Source organism: Acidovorax sp. KNOB132 (assembly GCF_057541515.1).
The window spans coordinates 13,727-31,663 of sequence record NZ_BAAJYT010000032.1; the positions used below are offsets into that span (position 1 = coordinate 13,727).

Here is a 17,937-nt window from a genome sequence, read left to right on the forward strand (position 1 = left end):
GAACACGGCGCGCGGGCCGGCCGCGCGGCGGCCGGGCGCACGGTTCTTGCTTTGCCTGGTGCTAACCTGCCAACCCAGTCGCCCCATCCGCACCCGCCACCCCGCCGCCGTCCATGACCGACCTGCAAACCCTGCGCGACGCCTACCGCCAAGACAAGGCCACCCTGCTCGCGTCGCTGCAATCCACGGGCGCCTCCACGCGCGGCGTTCGCACCCTGCTGCACAAGCTCTCCACCCTGGCGGACCGCCTGCTGCGCCAGCTGTGGCAGCGCGCCGGCATGCCGGACGACCTGGCGCTGGTGGCCGTGGGTGGCTACGGCCGGGCGCAGCTCTTTCCCCATTCCGACGTGGACGTGCTCGTCCTGCTGCCGGATGGCGCCACGCCCGGGGCCGGCTGCGCCTTGTCCACGTGCATCGAATCGTTCATCGGCAGCTGCTGGGACGCGGGCCTGGAGATCGGCTCCAGCGTGCGCACGGTGGCCGAGTGCCTGACCGAATCCGCGGCCGACGTGACCGTGCAGACCTCGCTGCTCGAAGCCCGCCGCGTCTGCGGCAGCGCACCGCTGTTCGCCGCGTTCCAGCAGCGCTACGACGCGCAGATGGACGCGCAGGACTTCCTCATCGCCAAGACGCTGGAGATGCGCCAGCGCCACACCAAGTACGAGAACACGCCTTACTCGCTGGAGCCCAACTGCAAGGAGTCGCCCGGCGGCCTGCGCGACCTGCAGACGGTGCTGTGGGTCGCCCGCGCGGCCGGCCTGGGACGCGACTGGCGCGAACTGGCTGCCAACGGCATGGCCACGCCGTTCGAGGTGGCCCAGATCGAGCGCAACGAGGCCGTGCTGTTTCTCATCCGCGCGCGGCTGCACGCCGTGGCCGGCCGCCACGAGGACCGTCTGGTGTTCGACCTGCAGACCGCCGTGGCCGAATCGTTCGGCTACCGCTCCCACTCGCCCGACGGCAAGCGCCTGGCCATGCGCGCGAGCGAAACCCTCATGCGCCGCTATTACTGGGCAGCCAAGGCCGTGTCGCAGCTCAGCCAGATCCTGCTGCTGAACATCGAGGAGCGGCTCAGCCCCTCCACGCACGAACTGCACCGCATCAACGACCGCTTCTTCGAGAAGGCCGGCCTCGTCGAGGTGGCCAGCGACGACCTGTATGAGAAGAACCCCCACGCCATCCTGGAAACCTTCCTGCTCTACGAAACCACGCTGGGGCTGAAGGACCTGTCGGTGCGCACGCTGCGCGCGCTCTACAACGCCCGCGGGGCGATGGACAGCGCCTTCCGCCGCGACCCCGTCAACCGCGCGACCTTCATGAAGATCCTGCGGCAGCCCTCGGGCATCACGCATGCGATGCGGCTCATGAACCAGACCTCGGTGCTGGGCCGCTACCTCTGGCCGTTTCGCCGCATCGTGGGCCAGATGCAGCACGACCTGTTCCACGTCTACACCGTGGACCAGCACATCCTGATGGTGCTGCGCAACGTGCGCCGCTTCTTCATGGCCGAGCATGCGCACGAATACCCGTTCTGCTCGCAGCTGGCCGGTGGTTGGGACAAGCCGTGGCTGCTGTACCTGGCGGCGCTGTTCCACGACATCGGCAAGGGCCGCGGCGGCGACCACTCCAAGATCGGCGCAGAGGAAGTGCGCCACTTCTGCCGCCAGCACGGCGTGGACGAGGAAGACGCGGCGCTGGTCGAGTTCCTGGTGCGCGAGCACCTGGCCATGAGCCAGGTCGCGCAAAAGCAGGACCTGTCCGATCCCGACGTGATCGCGCTTTTCGCCCAGCGCGTGGGCAGCGAGCGCCGCCTCACCGCGCTGTACCTGCTCACCGTCGCGGACATCCGCGGCACCAGCCCCAAGGTCTGGAACGCGTGGAAGGGCAAGCTGCTGGAAGACCTGTACCGCGCCACGCTGCGCGCCCTGGGCGGCCACGCCCCCAATGCCGCCGCCGAAATCGAGGCCCGCAAGCGCGAAGCCATGGTCATGCTGGCGCTGCAGGCCCAGCCGTTCGAGGCGCACAAGAAGCTGTGGGACACGCTGGACGTGGGCTATTTCATGCGGCACGAAGCCGCCGACATCGCCTGGCACACGCGCCACCTCTCGCGCTACGTGGGCACCGGCCGCACCGTGGTCCGCGCGCGGCAGTCGCTGGCGGGCGAAGGCCTGCAGGTGGCGGTTTATGCGCCCGACCAGCCCGACCTCTTCGCCCGCATCTGCGGCTATTTCGACCGGGCGGGCTTCAGCATCCTTGATGCGCGGGTGCACACCGCCCACGATGGCTGCGCGCTCGACACGTTCCAGGTCGTGGCCTCGGAGCAGGCCGGGCACTACCGCGAACTCACGCACATGGTGGAGAGCGATCTCGCCCGCGCGATCGAGGACGAAACCGCGGGCCTGCCCGAGCCGGCGCGCAAGCGCGTCTCGCGCCGCGTGAAGAGCTTTCCCGTGGCCCCGCGCGTCACGCTGCGCCCCGACGAGAAAGCCCAGCGCTGGCTCATCAACATCTCCGCCAGCGACCGGGCGGGCCTGCTCTACCTGGTGGCGCGCATCCTTTCGCGCCACCACCTGAGCGTGCAGCTGGCCAAGGTCAGCACCCTGGGCGAGCGCGTGGAAGACACCTTCCTCGTGCACGGCCCGGAACTGCAGAGCAACGCGCGGCAGATCCAGATCGAGACCGAACTGCTGAACGCGTTGTCCGAGTGACGGACCGCTGGGATCCGCCGCATCTGATGCTACTTATTTGACAGCACAACGCCCTAGTATTGTTTGCGCTGGCGGCCAATTCCATTCATATTTTCCGAGGCAACGCCTGCCTGGTCCGTCAGTCGTCTTCCGCGTCGGCGAGCTCGGGAAACAGCACCTCGGTGTAGCCGAACTGGGTGAAGTCGCGCACCCGCATCGGGTAGAGCTTGCCGATCAGGTGGTCGCATTCGTGCTGCACCACGCGCGCATGGAACCCCTCCGCCGTGCGGTCGATCGGGTCGCCATACGGGTCCAGGCCCTGGTAGCGGATGCGGGACCAGCGCGGCACCTTGCCGCGCAGGCCGGGAACGGACAGGCACCCTTCCCAGTCCTCTTCCTCCTCGTCGCCCAGCGGGGTGATCTGCGGGTTGAGCAACACGGTGCGCGGCACCAGGGGCCGGTCGGGGTAGCGGGGGTTCTTGCGGTCCGAGCCGAAGATCACCAATTGCAGATCCACGCCGATCTGCGGCGCGGCCAGGCCGGCGCCATTGACGGCCTCCATGGTGTCCAGCATGTCGCGCACCAGCAGGTGCAGCGCGTCGGTGTCGAACTCGGTCACGGGCTGGGCCACGCGCAGCAGGCGCGGATCGCCCATCTTGAGAATGTGTTGAACGGTCATGGGAATGAAAAGAAGGGCCGACGGTCAGCGTCGAAGTGCCCGCAGCATAGCGCGCCGACCAACCCCATGCCGCAGGCACAATCCAGGCATGCCGCCCCCGCCAGCGCCTTTGCCACCGCCGCCACCCAGCCCTGCCCCGCTGCCCCTGCCGGTGCGCTGGCTGCTGCTGTGCTTTGCGGTGCTGAGCCTGGTGACCGGCATCATCGGCATCTTCGTGCCCGGCCTGCCGACCACGGTGTTCATCCTCATGGCCGGCTGGGCGGCGGCCCGCAGTTCACCCCGGCTGCACGCGTGGCTGTGGCGCCACCCGCTTTTCGGCCCCATGCTGCGCGACTGGGCCAACGGCGGCCAGGTGAGCCGCCGCGCCAAGTGGAGCGCCAGCATCCTCATGGCGCTCGCGGCGGCCGTGCTCGCCTTCAGCCACGCACCCCGCTGGGTGGCCATCAGCGCTTCGCTGTGCATGGCGTGCGTGCTCGCCTGGCTGTGGCAACGGCCAGAGCCGGCCCGTTGAGGGCCCATGGGAAGCAACCTGCAACCCGATCCATCAGGCAACCGCAGTTCTTCGAATTTGCTCACTTTTTGTGTATATAATCTAAGTCTTGTTCCTCGATAGCTCAGTCGGTAGAGCGCCGGACTGTTAATCCGTAGGTCCCTGGTTCGAGCCCAGGTCGAGGAGCCAAGATCATCAAGGCCTTGCATGTGTACGCAGGGCCTTTTACATCGCTAGTCAGATACCGAATATTCCTCGATAGCTCAGTCGGTAGAGCGCCGGACTGTTAATCCGTAGGTCCCTGGTTCGAGCCCAGGTCGAGGAGCCATCGACAGCCTTCCAGGCTGTACAAAAGCCCGCTATTTCATCGATAGCGGGCTTTTTTTTTGTCTGCTGGACCAGTAATTTTTTGGCCCGTCATTGCCGACATCGACCGAATCGGCCGTCCGGCCATCGCCTACACCCCGCCCTCTGCCGCTTCGGCATCCTCTGTGGCTCCTTGCCGCGGGTCACCCAACCCGCAGGCCATTCAATCATCCCAAAGGAGTGAAGCCATGCAGAAAACCACCACCGCGCTCGTTCTCACCCTCGGCCTGCTGGGCGCCTCCGCACCAGCCATGGCGCAGTACACCGGTCCCACCACGGGCGAACATGCTGCAGCACCGGCACCCGGCAGCGGCTACACCGGGCCCACCTCGGTGCCCACGATGACGGTCAAGCAACTGCTCGACACCGCCACGGACGACCAGCACGTCCGCCTGCAAGGCCGCATCGTGTCCCACGACGGCGGCAAAAACTACACCTTCGCAGACGACAGCGGCCGCATGCCGGTCGAGATTTCGGACAAACGCTTTCCGGCAGGCCAACCCATCAGTGCCCAGCAGCGGGTGGAACTGGTGGGAGAGGTCGACAAGGGCATCCGCAAAATGGAGTTCGAGGTGGAGCAGGTTCGCCTGATTCCCTGATCGGATGAGGCTGGGGCCCGAGCGCCGCCACTCGCCCCAGTGAAAGGCCATCCGCGGGGATGGCCTTTTTGCCATCGCCTGCTGAAGGCAGGCTCGGATCGACTCCATCCAAGCAGTCTCCGCACAACCGATCCGAAGGTGGCCTCTCCGCCCCGCCGCCCTGCGCACTCGGCGACAATGCGTTGCTTCTTCCATTCTTCCCTGTGCATGGCTGACGATCATTTGCCTTGGCTGCAACCCGGCGACGAATTTCCCAGCGTGGCGCTCAGCTGGGGCAGCGAATCCGCGGCCCCGGGACTGCTGGCCGCTGGTGGAAATCTCAGCGTCGCCCAATTGAAAAGTGCTTACCAGCAAGGCATTTTTCCGTGGTTCAGCCCCGGGCAACCCGTGCTCTGGTGGAGCCCCGATCCCCGCATGGTGCTGCCCGTGGCGGAATTTCGTCTGCACCGTTCACTGCGCCGCACCTTGCAGAAATTCCGCGTCTCGCCCCAGTGCGAAATCCGCGTGGACCATGACTTCGGCGCGGTCATCAAGGCCTGTGCCGGCACGCCAAGGTCGGGCCAGAACGGCACCTGGATCGTGCCGCAGATGGTGGACGCCTATCGTGCATTCCACACCGCCGGCTTTGCGCACAGCGTGGAGACGTGGGTCGACGGCCGGCTCGTCGGCGGGCTGTACTTCATCGCGCTGGGCAAAGCCGTTTTTGGCGAATCGATGTTCGCCCACGCCACCGATGCATCGAAGGTCGCGCTCGCAGCTTTCGTCTGCTTGTGCCGGCACCACGGCGTGGCGCTTATCGACTGCCAGCAGAACACAGCCCATCTGGCGTCTTTCGGCGCCCATGAAATAGACCGCGCCCGGTTCCTCGACCACGTGGCAAAGGCCTCCCGGGAAGCACCGGTTTCCTGGAAATTCGAGCCCGTATACTGGACTGCGCTGATGCCCCCTAATGGGAATCCGGGATGACGCAACTCAACGATCTGCCGCTGCACACCTTGCAGTTCTATGCCACGGCCCCTTACCCATGCAGCTACCTGCCTGCACGGCAGGCACGCTCGCAGGTTGCCACCCCCAGCCACCTGATCCAGAACGATGTGTATTCGGATTTGGTGTCGCGGGGGTTTCGCCGCAGCGGCATGTTCACCTACCGCCCCTACTGCGATGGCTGCCAAGCTTGTACGCCGCTGCGCGTGCTGTCCAAATCGTTCAAGCCCGATCGCAGCCAGCGCCGCGCATGGGCGAAGCACGGAAACCTGCAGGCACGCGTCCTGCGCCTGGGCTACGTGCCCGAGCACTACCAGCTTTATCTGCGCTACCAGAACCTGCGCCACTGCGGCGGCGGCATGGACCACGACAGCATCGACCAGTACACCCAGTTCCTGCTGCAGAGCCGGGTCAACTCCCGGCTCGTGGAGTTCCGTGAACCCGACCTGGACGGCACACCCGGTGCATTGCGGATGGTCTCGATTCTGGACGTGTTGGACGACGGCTTGTCTGCCGTCTACACGTTCTACGAACCCGACCCCAGCTGCAGCTACGGCACCTACAACGTGCTGTGGCAGATCGAGCAGGCGCGTACTCTGGATCTGCCCTATGTCTACCTGGGCTACTGGATCGAAGAGAGCCCGAAGATGAACTACAAGGCACGCTTTCTGCCCCATGAATTGCGGACCAACGGCGAATGGAGACTCGCGCCATGAGGTGGTGAAGACGGCCGCCCTGCATTTCACAAGATAAAATGCGCGCTTCTCGTCAACACACATCACCATGAAAAAAAGACGATGCCGGCGCGCCCGCCAAACCCAGCGTCCAGGTGCTGGAGCGCATGTTTGCACTCATCGACGTGCTCACCTCGCGCGAGGAAGCGATTTCCCTCAAGGAAATCAGCGAGAAGACCGGTTTGCACCCCTCCACGGCCCACCGCATCCTGAACGACCTGACCATCGGCCGTTTTGTGGACCGCCCGGAATCCGGCAGCTACCGCCTCGGCATGCGTTTGCTGGAATTGGGCAACCTGGTGAAAGCGCGCCTGAGCGTGCGCGATGCGGCGTTGACCCCGATGCGCAACCTGCACAAGCTGATTCAGCAGCCTGTCAATCTGAGCATGCGCCAGGGTGATGAGATCGTGTATGTCGAGCGAGCCTACAGCGAACGCTCCGGCATGCAGGTGGTCCGTGCCATCGGCGGCCGAGCGCCGCTGCATCTGACGTCGACGGGCAAACTGTTTCTGGCCGCAGACGATCCCCAGCGGGTCAGAGCCTATGCGATGCGCACCGGCCTGTCGGGACACACCCGCAACAGCATCACGCAGCTGCCGGTGCTGGAGCGCGAATTGGGCAAAGCCCGCCAATACGGTATTGCGCGAGACAACGAGGAACTCGAACTTGGCGTGCGCTGCATGGCAGCGGGCGTGTACGACGACCAGGCCCATCTGGTCGCAGGCCTTTCGATCTCCGCCCCCGCGGATCGCCTGGATGAGAACTGGCTGCCAAAGCTCCAGGCGACTGCCAGCGAAATCTCCCAGGCCCTGGGCTATTCCACCAGCCGGCGCGACAAAACAACTGCCCCCTAGCATGCCCCAAGAAAAAAACGCGCATGGCAAGCAATGCGCGTGGTTCAAAGGGGTCGGATTGCCTTTGGTCTTTCGCCTCTCCTGATCTCAAGCCCTGCCATTCAGAACAGGCGGGGACCGAGTTGCGTTAGGGCTTCGTGCCGATGGCGTGAAGGGTGGGAGCACCACCAATGGAAGGCAGTTTTTCCACCCAGTTGCGCACGCGCTCAGCATCGCCCAGGCGGCTGAACTTGCCTGCAGAATCCAGGAAAACCATGATCAGCTTGCGGCCCGATATCTGGGCCTGCATCACCAGGCAACGGCCTGCTTCGGAGATGTAGCCCGTCTTCTGAAGGCCGATGTCCCAAGCCGGACTTTTCACGAGCCGATTGGTGTTGTTGTACTGCAGCGTGCGGCGCCCCACGGCCACTTCATAGCTGGGAGACGTAGTGAGTTCGCGCAGCAGGGGATCGCCATGGGCAATATTGACCAAAGTGGCCAGATCGCGGGCACTGGACTGGTTATGGCTGGACAGGCCCGTGGGCTCCACATAGCGGGTATCCGTCATGCCCAGCAGCTTCGCCTTCGCGTTCATCTGCGCGACAAAAGCTTCCAGCCCGCCAGGGAAGGTGCGGCCCAAGGCATGTGCCGCACGGTTTTCGCTGGACATGAGGGCCAGATGCATCATCTCGCCCCGCGTGAGGGTCGTGCCCACGGCCAAACGAGAACTGCTGAACTTCTCGGTATCCACGTCGTCTTGCGTGATGGTGATGGGCTCATCCATCGGCAAGTGGGCTTGCGATACGAGCAGCCCGGTCATCAATTTGGTCAGCGATGCAATGGGCAGAACGGCATGGTCGTTCTTGCTCAGCAGGACTTCGTTGGTCTCCTGGTCGATGACCAAGGCCACGCTGGACTTCAAATCCAGGGGATCGGTGAGGGAGTGCAGGCCGGCGACTTGTCCGAAGGACAACTTTTCAGGGACGGCCACCATGCGAGTAGCGGCCTTCACGCTACGCGCGGATGCGCGGGTGGTGGCCTTGACACGGGTCACCGCCTTGCGGGAAACCACCGTGGCAGAGCGTGCCACAGGACGCTGTTTGGCAGTCGAAGATGCAGCCTGCTTCTTGACCTGCACCTTCTTTCGCTCTGCCGCGTGCACCGAGGTGGCCGTGAGCGCAATGCTCATCGCAAGGAATGCGACGGTGCGAAAAAAAACGAGAAGAAGCGCGAGGGCGTACGTGCATCAGAATGCTCCAAGCGGTAAAAAGTGTTTGTCAGTGTACAGAATCGAAAAAAGTCGCGCAAGATCAATACCTTGCGCGACCTTTCAATAAAGTGAATGAATTATAAATTCGATGGTCAGCCTTGTGCGGCGACTCTATCGGCTTTACTTTGTAATTTGTTCAACGCACTGATATAGGCTTTGGCTGACGCGACCACGATGTCCGGGTCTGCCCCCACCCCGTTCACCACCCGGCCGCTGTTCTGCAGCCGCACCGTCACTTCCCCCTGGCTCTCCGTCGAACCGCTGATGGCATTGACCGAATAGAGCACCATTTCGGCCCCACTCTTGACGTGCGACTCGATGGCCTTGAGTGAAGCATCCACAGGCCCATTGCCATCCGACTGGCCCCGCACCTCCTTGCCGCCCACGGTGAAGACAATGGTGGCTTGCGGGCGCTCGCCCGTTTCGCTGTGCTGCGACAACGACACGAAGCCATACTGCTCCTGCTCGTTGGCGGCACTCTCACCACTGACCAGCGCCAAGATGTCCTCGTCGAAGATCTCGCTTTTGCGGTCCGCCAACTCCTTGAACTTGGCGAAAGCGCTGTTGACGTCCGTTTCGCTGTCAAGCTGCACACCCAATTCAAGCAAACGCTGCTTGAAGGCATTGCGGCCACTCAACTTGCCCAGCACGATCTTGTTGGCAGACCAGCCCACATCCTCGGCCCGCATGATTTCGTAGGTGTCACGGGCCTTCAGCACGCCATCCTGATGGATCCCGCTGGCATGCGCAAAAGCATTGGCGCCCACCACGGCCTTGTTGGGCTGCACGACGAACCCCGTCGTCTGGCTGACCATGCGGCTGGCCGCCACGATGTGCTGGGCCTCGATGCCCAGCTCCAGTCCAAAGTAGTCCTTGCGTGTCTTGACGGCCATCACGATCTCTTCCAGCGAGCAGTTGCCTGCCCGCTCACCCAGCCCGTTGATCGTGCACTCGACCTGGCGGGCACCGCCGATCTTCACGCCCGCCAGAGAGTTGGCCACCGCCATGCCCAGATCGTTGTGGCAATGCACCGACCAGATGGCCTTGTCGCTGTTGGGAATCCGCTCCCGCAAAGTCTTGATGAAGTTGCCATACAGTTCGGGAACCGCATAGCCGACGGTGTCAGGCACGTTGATCGTGGTGGCTCCTTCCGCAATCACGGCTTCCAGGACGCGGCACAGGAAATCCATCTCGCTGCGGTACCCGTCCTCCGGGCTGAACTCGATGTCGCCAATCAGGTTGCGGGCGAATCGGACCGACTGCTTGGCCTGCTCCAGCACCTGCTCGGGGGTCATGCGCAGCTTCTTTTCCATGTGCAGCGGACTCGTCGCAATGAACGTATGGATGCGTGCGCTATTGGCCCCTTTCAGCGCTTCCGCTGCGCGCGAAATATCACGATCGTTCGCGCGGGACAGGGAGCAGATAGTCGAGTCCTTGATGGCTTGCGCGATGGACTGTACCGCCTCGAAATCCCCGTTGGAGCTGGCAGCAAACCCCGCTTCGATCACATCGACCTTGAGACGCTCGAGTTGGCGCGCAATGCGCAGCTTCTCGTCCTTGGTCATGGATGCGCCAGGCGACTGCTCGCCGTCGCGCAACGTGGTGTCGAAAATAATCAGCTTGTCTGCCATTGTGTTTCTCCAGAGATGGTGGGGGTCCGCAACGTTGAAATTCTGGCACGCAAAGCAAAAAGGCCCGCTGCGGATGCATACGGGCCTTTTTGCAAGAAGAGCGCCTGTGCGCTAGCGTCTTCGCCCGAAAGCGAATAGCGATAGCAGCGGCAGTGCCAGCGTTTTCATGCGGCGCAATGTAGCACACCAGCCTCACCCAGCGGCGCAATCACTTGTGCAAGCCACGTTCGTCCGGCTCGTCAGTGGACATGCTGATCACGCTGCTGTGCTGCCCTTTCGCCTTGCGCCACGCATAGACGAAGTATCCGCTCAGGCCATACAGCACGAACACGCTGAACAGCACGGTGGGTGGGTGGATGTTGATGATGGCGATACCCAGCGCGATCAAAACGATGACGGCGAACGGCACACTCTTCTTCATCTGAATGTCTTTGAAACTGTAAAACGGGACATTGGTCACCATCGTAAGGCCCGCATACAGCGTGAAGCCGAACATGGTCCAGCTCACCTGTGACCAGCTCATCCAGCCCGTCTCGCCGCGGCGCACACCGAGTTCCGTCAACAACCAGATGAAGCCTGCCACCAATGCGGCGGCGGCGGGCGATGGCAAGCCTTGAAAGTACCGCTTGTCCACCACGCCGGTGTTCACATTGAAACGGGCCAATCGCAGGGCCGCACAGGCGCAATAGACGAAAGCGGCGATCCATCCCCAGCGTCCAAGCCCCTTCAGCGCCCACTCATAGGCAATGAGCGCTGGTGCGGCTCCGAAAGACACCATGTCGGAGAGCGAGTCCATCTGCTCGCCAAAGGCACTCTGCGTATTGGTCATCCGGGCCACACGCCCGTCCAGGCTATCGAGCACCATGGCACAGAACACACCGACGGCAGCAAGATCGAAGCGGCCATTCATGGCCATCACGATGGCATAGAACCCCCCGAAAAGCGCCGCCAACGTGAACAGATTGGGCAGTATGTAGATGCCTTTTCGCCGCTTGCGCACCACCACGGGCGTGTCATTGGCGAAATCATTGCCCTCGTGCATCAAATGAACCTCCAGCGCCCACACGGTCAGCGCAAGCAGCTATCAAAATTAGAGTACCTCTGCCGGATCCCAGTGATCGGCGGACAGCGGAGTGTAGTGCCTGCACACACTATGAGAATCCAAAGAAAAAGGCCACCGAAGTGGCCTCCCTGCAATCTTGGTGCCCACCGCCGAGACCGCAGGCACGCGGCGGCGATCAGTTGCGGGTCTGGTCCACCAGCTTGTTCTTGGCGATCCAGGGCATCATCGCGCGCAGCTTGTTGCCCACCACTTCGATGCTGTGGTCGGCCGTGTTGCGGCGGCGAGCCGTCATCGATGGATAGTTCAGGCGGCCTTCCTGAATGAACATCTTGGCGTAATCGCCGTTCTGGATGCGCTTCAGGGCGTTGCGCATGGCTTCGCGCGACTGAGCATTGATCACTTCCGGGCCGGTCACGTACTCGCCGAACTCGGCGTTGTTGGAGATCGAGTAGTTCATGTTGGCAATGCCGCCTTCGTAGATCAGGTCCACGATGAGCTTGAGCTCATGCAGGCACTCGAAGTAAGCCATTTCAGGGGCGTAGCCGGCTTCGACCAGGGTTTCATAACCCATCTTGATCAGCTCGACCGCGCCACCGCACAGCACGGCCTGTTCGCCGAACAGGTCTGTCTCGGTCTCTTCCTTGAAGTTGGTCTCGATGATGCCGGCCTTGCCGCCACCATTGGCCATGGCGTACGACAGGGCCAGATCGCGGGCCTTGCCGGACTTGTCCTGGTGCACTGCCACCAGATGGGGCACGCCACCGCCTTGGGTGTAGGTGTTGCGCACGGTATGGCCAGGAGCCTTCGGGGCCACCATCCAGACGTCCAGGTCAGCGCGGGGCACGACTTGGTTGTAATGCACGTTGAACCCGTGTGCGAAGGCCAGCGATGCGCCCTGCTTGATGTGCGGGGCCACATTGTTCGTGTAGACCTCGGCGATCTGCTCATCGGGCAGCAGAATCATGACGACGTCGGCAGCCTTCACCGCTTCGTTCACTTCCAGCACATTGAGGCCAGCCTTGCCGACCTTGTCCCACGAGGCCCCGCCCTTGCGCAGGCCAACCACGACCTTCACGCCGCTGTCGTTCAGGTTTTGCGCATGGGCGTGCCCTTGCGAGCCATAGCCGATGATGGCCACGGTCTTGCCTTTGATCAGGCTCAGGTCACAGTCTTTGTCGTAGAAAACTTTCATGTTGGCTCCAGGTTGAATCGATGAGGGGGTAGTGAAAAAAGGTGAGGAAATAAGCGGAATGGATCAGACACGCAGAATGCGTTCACCGCGGCCGATGCCGCTGGCGCCGGTTCGCACGGTTTCCAGGATGGCGGTGCGGTCGATGGCCTGCAAAAACGCATCGTTCTTGGACTGATCTCCCGTCAACTCGACGGTGTAGCTCTTCTCTGTGACGTCGATAATTCGGCCGCGAAAGATGTCCGCCATGCGTTTCATCTCTTCGCGCTCTTTGCCGACAGCACGCACCTTCACCATCATGAGCTCCCGCTCGGTGTACGCGCCCTCGGTCAGGTCGACCACCTTCACGACTTCGATGAGGCGGTTCAGATGCTTGGTGATTTGCTCGATCACGTCATCGGACCCCGTGGTCTGTATCGTCATGCGCGAAAGCGACGCGTCTTCCGTGGGAGCCACGGTCAGCGATTCGATGTTGTAGCCCCGTGCGGAAAACAGGCCGACGACGCGGGACAGCGCGCCGGGTTCGTTTTCCAGCAGGACGGCAATGATGTGCTTCATGGGTGCAGATTCCTCTTTTCGCTGCCCTCCCCTGGCGCTGGTAAGCGCCAAGCTCGGCAGGCAATAGATTCGTCGTTGGAGATATTGCTATTCAAAGAATAGCTGGCAACGCTTTATGGCAAAGCGCTGAAGAGCGATTAGGCTTAAAGATCTTCCGATCCCAAAAGCATTTCGGTAATGCCCTTGCCAGACTGAACCATCGGGAACACGTTCTCCGTCGGATCAGTGCGGAAGTCCATGAAAACCGTGCGGTCCTTGAGCTTGCGCGCCTCGCGCAGCGCGGGCTCGACGTCTTGCGGCCGCTCGATCAAAAGACCCACGTGGCCATACGCTTCCGCCAGCTTCACGAAGTTGGGTAACGCGTCCATGTAGCTGTGACTATAGCGGCCAGAATATTCAATTTCCTGCCACTGCCGCACCATGCCAAGGTAACGGTTGTTCAACGCACAGATCTTGATGGGAGTGTTGTATTGCAGGCAGGTGGACAACTCCTGAATGTTCATCTGCACCGAGCCTTCGCCCGTGATGCAGAACACTTCGGCGTCCGGCTTCGCCAACTTGATGCCCATGGCATAAGGAATACCCACACCCATCGTGCCAAGTCCACCGGAATTGATCCAGCGGCGCGGCTCATCGAATCGATAGTACTGAGCCGCCCACATCTGATGCTGCCCCACATCGGAGGTCACATAGGTGTCGGCATCCTTGGTCATGTTCCAGAGGGTTTCGACCACGTATTGCGGCTTGATGACTTCGTTGTTGCTGCGATCGTATTTGAGGCATTCGCGCTTGCGCCAGCCTTCGATCGCGTCCCACCAGGCGGCCAAGGCACCGGCATCGGCCCGAGTGCTGGATTCGCTCACCATGGTGATCAGCTCCGTCAGTACATCCTTGACGTCGCCAACGATGGGAATATCGACCTTGACGCGTTTGGAGATGCTCGAAGGGTCGATATCGATATGGATGATCTTGCGATCGTTCTGCGCAAAGTGCTTCACGTTGCCGATGACGCGGTCATCGAACCGTGCGCCGACCGCCAGGAGCACGTCACAGTTCTGCATGGCGTTGTTGGCTTCGATCGTGCCATGCATGCCCAGCATGCCGAGGAACTTGCGATCGCTCGCCGGGTATGCGCCCAATCCCATCAGGGTATTGGTCACCGGATAACCCAGCATGTCCACCAACGTGCGCAATTCTTGCGTGGCATTGCCCAGCAAAACGCCGCCACCCGTGTAGATGTAAGGCCGCTTGGCGGTCAGCAGCAACTGCAGCGCCTTGCGGATCTGGCCGCCATGGCCTTTGCGAACAGGGTTGTAGGAGCGCATTTCGACGCTCTGCGGATACCCGTGGTAGGCCACCTTCTTGAAGGAGACGTCTTTCGGGATATCGACCACCACCGGTCCGGGACGGCCGGTGCGGGCGATGTGGAAGGCCTTTTTCATCGTCATGGCCAGATCGCGGGCATCCTTGACGAGAAAATTGTGCTTCACGATGGGGCGCGTGATGCCCACGGTATCGCACTCCTGGAAGGCGTCCAGCCCGATCGCGGCCGTCGGCACCTGTCCGGAGATGATGACCATGGGAATGGAATCCATGTAGGCCGTGGCGATTCCGGTCACGGCATTGGTCAATCCGGGGCCGGAAGTGACGAGGGCGACCCCCACTTCACCAGTGGCACGGGCGTAGCCGTCGGCAGCATGCACTGCAGCCTGCTCGTGGCGCACGAGCACATGCTGAATGGTCTCTTGCTTGTAGAGCGCGTCGTAGATGTAGAGAACCGCGCCACCCGGATAGCCCCAGATGAATTGCACGCCTTCGGCCTGCAAAGACTTGATGAGGATTTCGGACCCCATGAGGTCCTGGGACGGGGAATGCGAAGCGCCCTGCGTGGCAGCGGCCGCCGAAGTGATTTCGGCCTTGGAGATTTCCATGATCAACCTTTGCGAATTTCTCTAACGAAAAACCTTGGGTGCCCCTTGTGCGGACTCTTGTGGAGCCGACTTGGAACTTGAGGCTTCGGACATGGGCGAGATGATTGCTGCGCCGGACCGAAACCCGTTTGCCTTTTGAATTGCAGGCCGGATTATGGCACTGCAACATGGATTCTGGGCACGGCACGCCCAAAAGACTTGAAGTCGATGCGATAAACTCGGCAATCACGCGCTGGCGTTTGTCGCCAACGAACCCCAAGCCCCGATCAGCGGGCACCTTTGTCTTGGCTACCGAACAAGAACTCTCCAACTTCCTCAAAAGCGTAGAAAAGCGAGCATACAAGCGCTCGCTTTATCACGTACGCAATGAGGAGTCGGCACTGGACATCGTTCAGGACAGCATGCTCAAGCTGGCCGAGCACTATGGTGACAAGCCGGTGGCCGAGTTGCCCATGCTCTTTCAGCGCATCCTGTCCAACTGCACGCTGGACTGGTTTCGGCGCCAGAAGACACGCAATGCGTTGTTTTCCAGCATGAGCGACTTCGAAGGGCCGGGAGAAGACGGTGCAGATTTCGATCTGCTGGAAGCCTATTCGGGCCCCGAGGGCGGCGAGACAGCCCAAAGCGCGGAAGATCTGGTCAGGCGTGCCCAGGTTTTTCACGACATCGAAGCGGAAATTCAAGAGTTGCCAGCTCGTCAACGGGAGGCGTTTTTGATGCGTTACTGGGAAGAGATGGATGTTGCAGAAACGGCGGCTGCGATGGGCTGCTCGGAAGGCAGCGTCAAAACGCACTGCTTTCGTGCCGTCCAGACCCTCAGCAAAGCACTGAAGGCGAAAGGAATCGAACTATGAATTACCAGTCCTCAACCCATCCTGCGGAAATTGCCGCAGAGCGTTTTGCGCGCCGTGTGACGGCACGCCTTTCCGATGGCACGGCCGAGCTTCCTTACGATATTTCTGAGCGGCTCCGTGCTGCGCGGGTGCAGGCCCTTGCGAAACGCAAGGTGGTCGCACCGGCGCGGCAGACGGCTCCCGCCGTGTTGGCTTCCGGCAACAGCGCGGTGCTGGGCTGGGGCGGAGAAGGCGGTAGCTGGTGGCGCGCCCTGGTGTCGGCCGTTCCAATCACCGCACTGCTCGTCGGGCTGGTGGTCATCAATGTCTCGCAGGACGAAAAAGGGGTGAACGAGGTGGCAGAGGTGGACGCCGCCTTGCTCACGGATGATCTTCCGCCATCTGCTTATGCCGATCCGGGATTCCTTCAATTCCTCAAGACGTCCGCCAACCCGACCCACTGACCCTATTGCAGATTGCATGCCCGCCAGCCCTTTGGACGCCCCCCGCCTGATGCCAGCCGCCGTGCTGGCTTTTGTCTTGCTGGGCGCGCTCGTCGCGGGCGGCTGGCAAGCCTGGACACAGGTCGGGATGGCACCGGTGGCGCCCATGCCAGCCGAGGCGCTGGCCAGCAAACACACCGCCCGTGGGCCGGAGTTACGGCTTCAGGATCCTGACAGTGCAGGCTCGGGGCCTGCATGGCAATCTTTGACGGCCGCGCAAAAGGAAGCGCTTGCCCCCCTGGCCTCCCGCTGGAGCCTGCTCAGCGAGGCGCAAAAACGGCGCTGGATCACACTGTCCGCAAGCTTTCCTACCTTGTCGCCACAAGAGCGCGAAAAGATGCTGGGGCGCATGACCGACTGGGCCAACCTCAGCCTTCAGCAGCGCAGTCAGGCCCGTTTGAACTACGCCGCCACCAAGAAACTGGCCGTGGATGACAAGTGGGCCCAGTGGGAGGCGTACCAAGCCCTGCCTACCGAGGAAAAGAAGCAGCTGGCGGCCCGTGCGGCCCCTCGGCCCACCGGCGCGGCCACGGCGATCCGGCCCGTGGCCCCTCGCAAGCTGGCCCGCGTTCCTGCCGCCGCGGTCGCGAATGCAAACCGCCCCAATCCCCCCAAGATTCCGCCGGTGAGCGAGTTCCATCCGACCCAGGCATTGCCGGTATCGGTCCCAGCGGCCAGTCTGGCACCTCCAGTGGAAACGGCACCCATCTCGGTGCCGATCGCTGTTCCCTCGCCCCTGGCGCCGCTGAGCGGCGCAGAGCCGGTGGCCGCCGAGGCAGCCCCCACTGCCGCCCCGACCCAGGACAATACCCCGCTTCACCCGCCTCAGTGATACCGCCATGTCTGCGTCTCCGTCTCAGAGCACCATGGCCAGCCATGACATTTCCCGCACCGCGATGAACGGCACCACCCCTTCGCTGCGCCGTCGCATGGCTTGCTGGCTCTACGAGGGCATGCTGATGTTCGGGGTGGTGTTCATTGCCGGCTATCTTTTCGGCACGCTCAGCCAGACACGCAATGCGCTGGACAACCGCCATGCGCTCCAGGGTTTTCTTTTCGTTGTCTTCGGCATCTATTTCGTCTGGTTCTGGGCCAGAGGACAAACGCTGGCCATGAAGACCTGGCATATCCGGGTGGTGGACCGGCTGGGACAGCCGATCACGCAGACCCGGGCCCTCGCCCGTTACGCGCTGAGCTGGCTGTGGTTTTTGCCGCCGCTGGCGGCCATGGCGCCGTTCCAGCTGTCCGGTGGTGAATCGGCGGTCATTCTGCTGGGGTGGGTGGCGGTCTGGGCATTGTTGAGCCGGTTTCAGCCCGAGCGGCAGTTCTGGCACGACATCTGGGCCGGCACGCGGCTCGTGCATTTCGAACACGCCAAAAAGTAAGCCGACAACTTCTTTCGCCGGAGGCGATAACTGCCACACAGGCCGGCGAAAATGCGTGGCCTATGTCTGCCCCCTTCACACCCCATCCCCACAAGGCCCGCACCGGCCTGCACCGCCTGTGGCATGCCGGACAATATTCGCTGCAGGGCCTTCAGGCCGGCTGGGGCGAGAAGGCTTTTCGGCTGGAGGCATGCATGGCTTT

The 17,937-nt window shown here is 62.4% G+C and carries 17 protein-coding genes, 2 tRNA genes and 1 pseudogene; 13 read left to right on the forward strand and 7 right to left on the reverse strand.

The window, feature by feature from the left end:
* Positions 1-113 precede the first annotated feature (113 nt).
* Positions 114-2,708 (forward strand): [protein-PII] uridylyltransferase, encoded by a 2,595-nt coding sequence (locus AC27IO_RS07490; RefSeq protein ID WP_498738199.1) that lies wholly within the window; start codon positions 114-116, stop codon positions 2,706-2,708.
* A 118-nt stretch (positions 2,709-2,826) separates the two neighbouring features.
* Here the strand turns inward: AC27IO_RS07490 and def are convergent, their stop codons facing one another.
* Positions 2,827-3,366 carry a peptide deformylase gene (gene def / locus AC27IO_RS07495; protein WP_284430929.1) on the reverse strand — a complete coding sequence of 180 codons (540 nt, stop codon included), beginning with the start codon at positions 3,364-3,366 and terminating at the stop codon, positions 2,827-2,829.
* A gap of 88 nt (positions 3,367-3,454) precedes the next feature.
* Here def and AC27IO_RS07500 point away from each other — a divergent pair, with 88 nt between their 5' ends.
* From AC27IO_RS07500 to AC27IO_RS07530, 7 genes are all read left to right on the forward strand, one after another.
* The gene (locus AC27IO_RS07500; protein WP_498738200.1) at positions 3,455-3,877 is read left to right on the forward strand and encodes a YbaN family protein; all 423 of its coding nucleotides are present in this window, start codon (positions 3,455-3,457) and stop codon (positions 3,875-3,877) included.
* Between the two features lie 92 nt (positions 3,878-3,969).
* Positions 3,970-4,045, forward strand: a tRNA-Asn gene (locus tag AC27IO_RS07505).
* Positions 4,046-4,108: 63 nt separating this feature from the next.
* Positions 4,109-4,184: transfer RNA gene (locus tag AC27IO_RS07510), tRNA-Asn, on the forward strand.
* Positions 4,185-4,410: 226 nt separating this feature from the next.
* Complete coding sequence (locus AC27IO_RS07515; protein ID WP_317358996.1) at positions 4,411-4,821, forward strand: YgiW/YdeI family stress tolerance OB fold protein; 411 nt, start codon at positions 4,411-4,413, stop codon at positions 4,819-4,821.
* Between the two features lie 207 nt (positions 4,822-5,028).
* On the forward strand, positions 5,029-5,787 hold the full coding sequence (gene aat, locus AC27IO_RS07520) for a leucyl/phenylalanyl-tRNA--protein transferase (protein ID WP_498738202.1): 759 nt from the start codon (positions 5,029-5,031) through the stop codon (positions 5,785-5,787).
* Complete coding sequence (locus AC27IO_RS07525) at positions 5,784-6,521, forward strand: arginyltransferase (RefSeq protein ID WP_317358992.1); 738 nt, start codon at positions 5,784-5,786, stop codon at positions 6,519-6,521. The genes aat and AC27IO_RS07525 overlap by 4 nt, the downstream gene beginning before the upstream one ends.
* A gap of 125 nt (positions 6,522-6,646) precedes the next feature.
* Positions 6,647-7,393: an IclR family transcriptional regulator gene (locus AC27IO_RS07530; protein WP_498738204.1), complete on the forward strand. Its 747-nt coding sequence runs from the start codon at positions 6,647-6,649 to the stop codon at positions 7,391-7,393.
* A gap of 127 nt (positions 7,394-7,520) precedes the next feature.
* On the opposite strand, the gene AC27IO_RS07535 is transcribed toward AC27IO_RS07530, so the two are convergent.
* The 6 genes from AC27IO_RS07535 to AC27IO_RS07560 form a co-directional block, all read right to left on the reverse strand.
* A complete protein-coding gene (locus tag AC27IO_RS07535; RefSeq protein WP_498738206.1) occupies positions 7,521-8,561 on the reverse strand; it encodes a serine hydrolase in 1,041 nt (346 codons plus the stop codon).
* A gap of 173 nt (positions 8,562-8,734) precedes the next feature.
* On the reverse strand, positions 8,735-10,273 hold the full coding sequence (locus AC27IO_RS07540) for a 2-isopropylmalate synthase (RefSeq protein WP_284406930.1): 1,539 nt from the start codon (positions 10,271-10,273) through the stop codon (positions 8,735-8,737).
* Positions 10,274-10,481: 208 nt separating this feature from the next.
* Complete coding sequence (gene pssA, locus AC27IO_RS07545; protein ID WP_284430923.1) at positions 10,482-11,315, reverse strand: CDP-diacylglycerol--serine O-phosphatidyltransferase; 834 nt, start codon at positions 11,313-11,315, stop codon at positions 10,482-10,484.
* A gap of 196 nt (positions 11,316-11,511) precedes the next feature.
* Entirely contained in the window at positions 11,512-12,528 is a 1,017-nt protein-coding gene (gene ilvC, locus AC27IO_RS07550; protein WP_284430922.1) for a ketol-acid reductoisomerase, read from the reverse strand.
* Positions 12,529-12,591: 63 nt separating this feature from the next.
* A complete protein-coding gene (gene ilvN, locus AC27IO_RS07555) occupies positions 12,592-13,083 on the reverse strand; it encodes an acetolactate synthase small subunit (protein WP_092743827.1) in 492 nt (163 codons plus the stop codon).
* Between the two features lie 143 nt (positions 13,084-13,226).
* Positions 13,227-15,014 carry an acetolactate synthase 3 catalytic subunit gene (locus AC27IO_RS07560; RefSeq protein ID WP_498738210.1) on the reverse strand — a complete coding sequence of 596 codons (1,788 nt, stop codon included), beginning with the start codon at positions 15,012-15,014 and terminating at the stop codon, positions 13,227-13,229.
* Between the two features lie 284 nt (positions 15,015-15,298).
* Here AC27IO_RS07560 and AC27IO_RS07565 point away from each other — a divergent pair, with 284 nt between their 5' ends.
* From AC27IO_RS07565 to AC27IO_RS07585, 5 genes and pseudogenes are all read left to right on the forward strand, one after another.
* Positions 15,299-15,868 carry an RNA polymerase sigma factor gene (locus AC27IO_RS07565; RefSeq protein ID WP_272569459.1) on the forward strand — a complete coding sequence of 190 codons (570 nt, stop codon included), beginning with the start codon at positions 15,299-15,301 and terminating at the stop codon, positions 15,866-15,868.
* A complete protein-coding gene (locus tag AC27IO_RS07570; protein ID WP_284430920.1) occupies positions 15,865-16,311 on the forward strand; it encodes a DUF3619 family protein in 447 nt (148 codons plus the stop codon). The genes AC27IO_RS07565 and AC27IO_RS07570 overlap by 4 nt, the downstream gene beginning before the upstream one ends.
* Before the next feature lie 16 nt (positions 16,312-16,327).
* Positions 16,328-17,182 carry a DUF3106 domain-containing protein gene (locus tag AC27IO_RS07575; RefSeq protein WP_284430957.1) on the forward strand — a complete coding sequence of 285 codons (855 nt, stop codon included), beginning with the start codon at positions 16,328-16,330 and terminating at the stop codon, positions 17,180-17,182.
* A gap of 64 nt (positions 17,183-17,246) precedes the next feature.
* Positions 17,247-17,735: an RDD family protein gene (locus AC27IO_RS07580; protein WP_284430919.1), complete on the forward strand. Its 489-nt coding sequence runs from the start codon at positions 17,247-17,249 to the stop codon at positions 17,733-17,735.
* Between the two features lie 62 nt (positions 17,736-17,797).
* Positions 17,798-17,937 (forward strand): annotated as a pseudogene (locus AC27IO_RS07585) (diacylglycerol kinase); the annotation flags it as partial.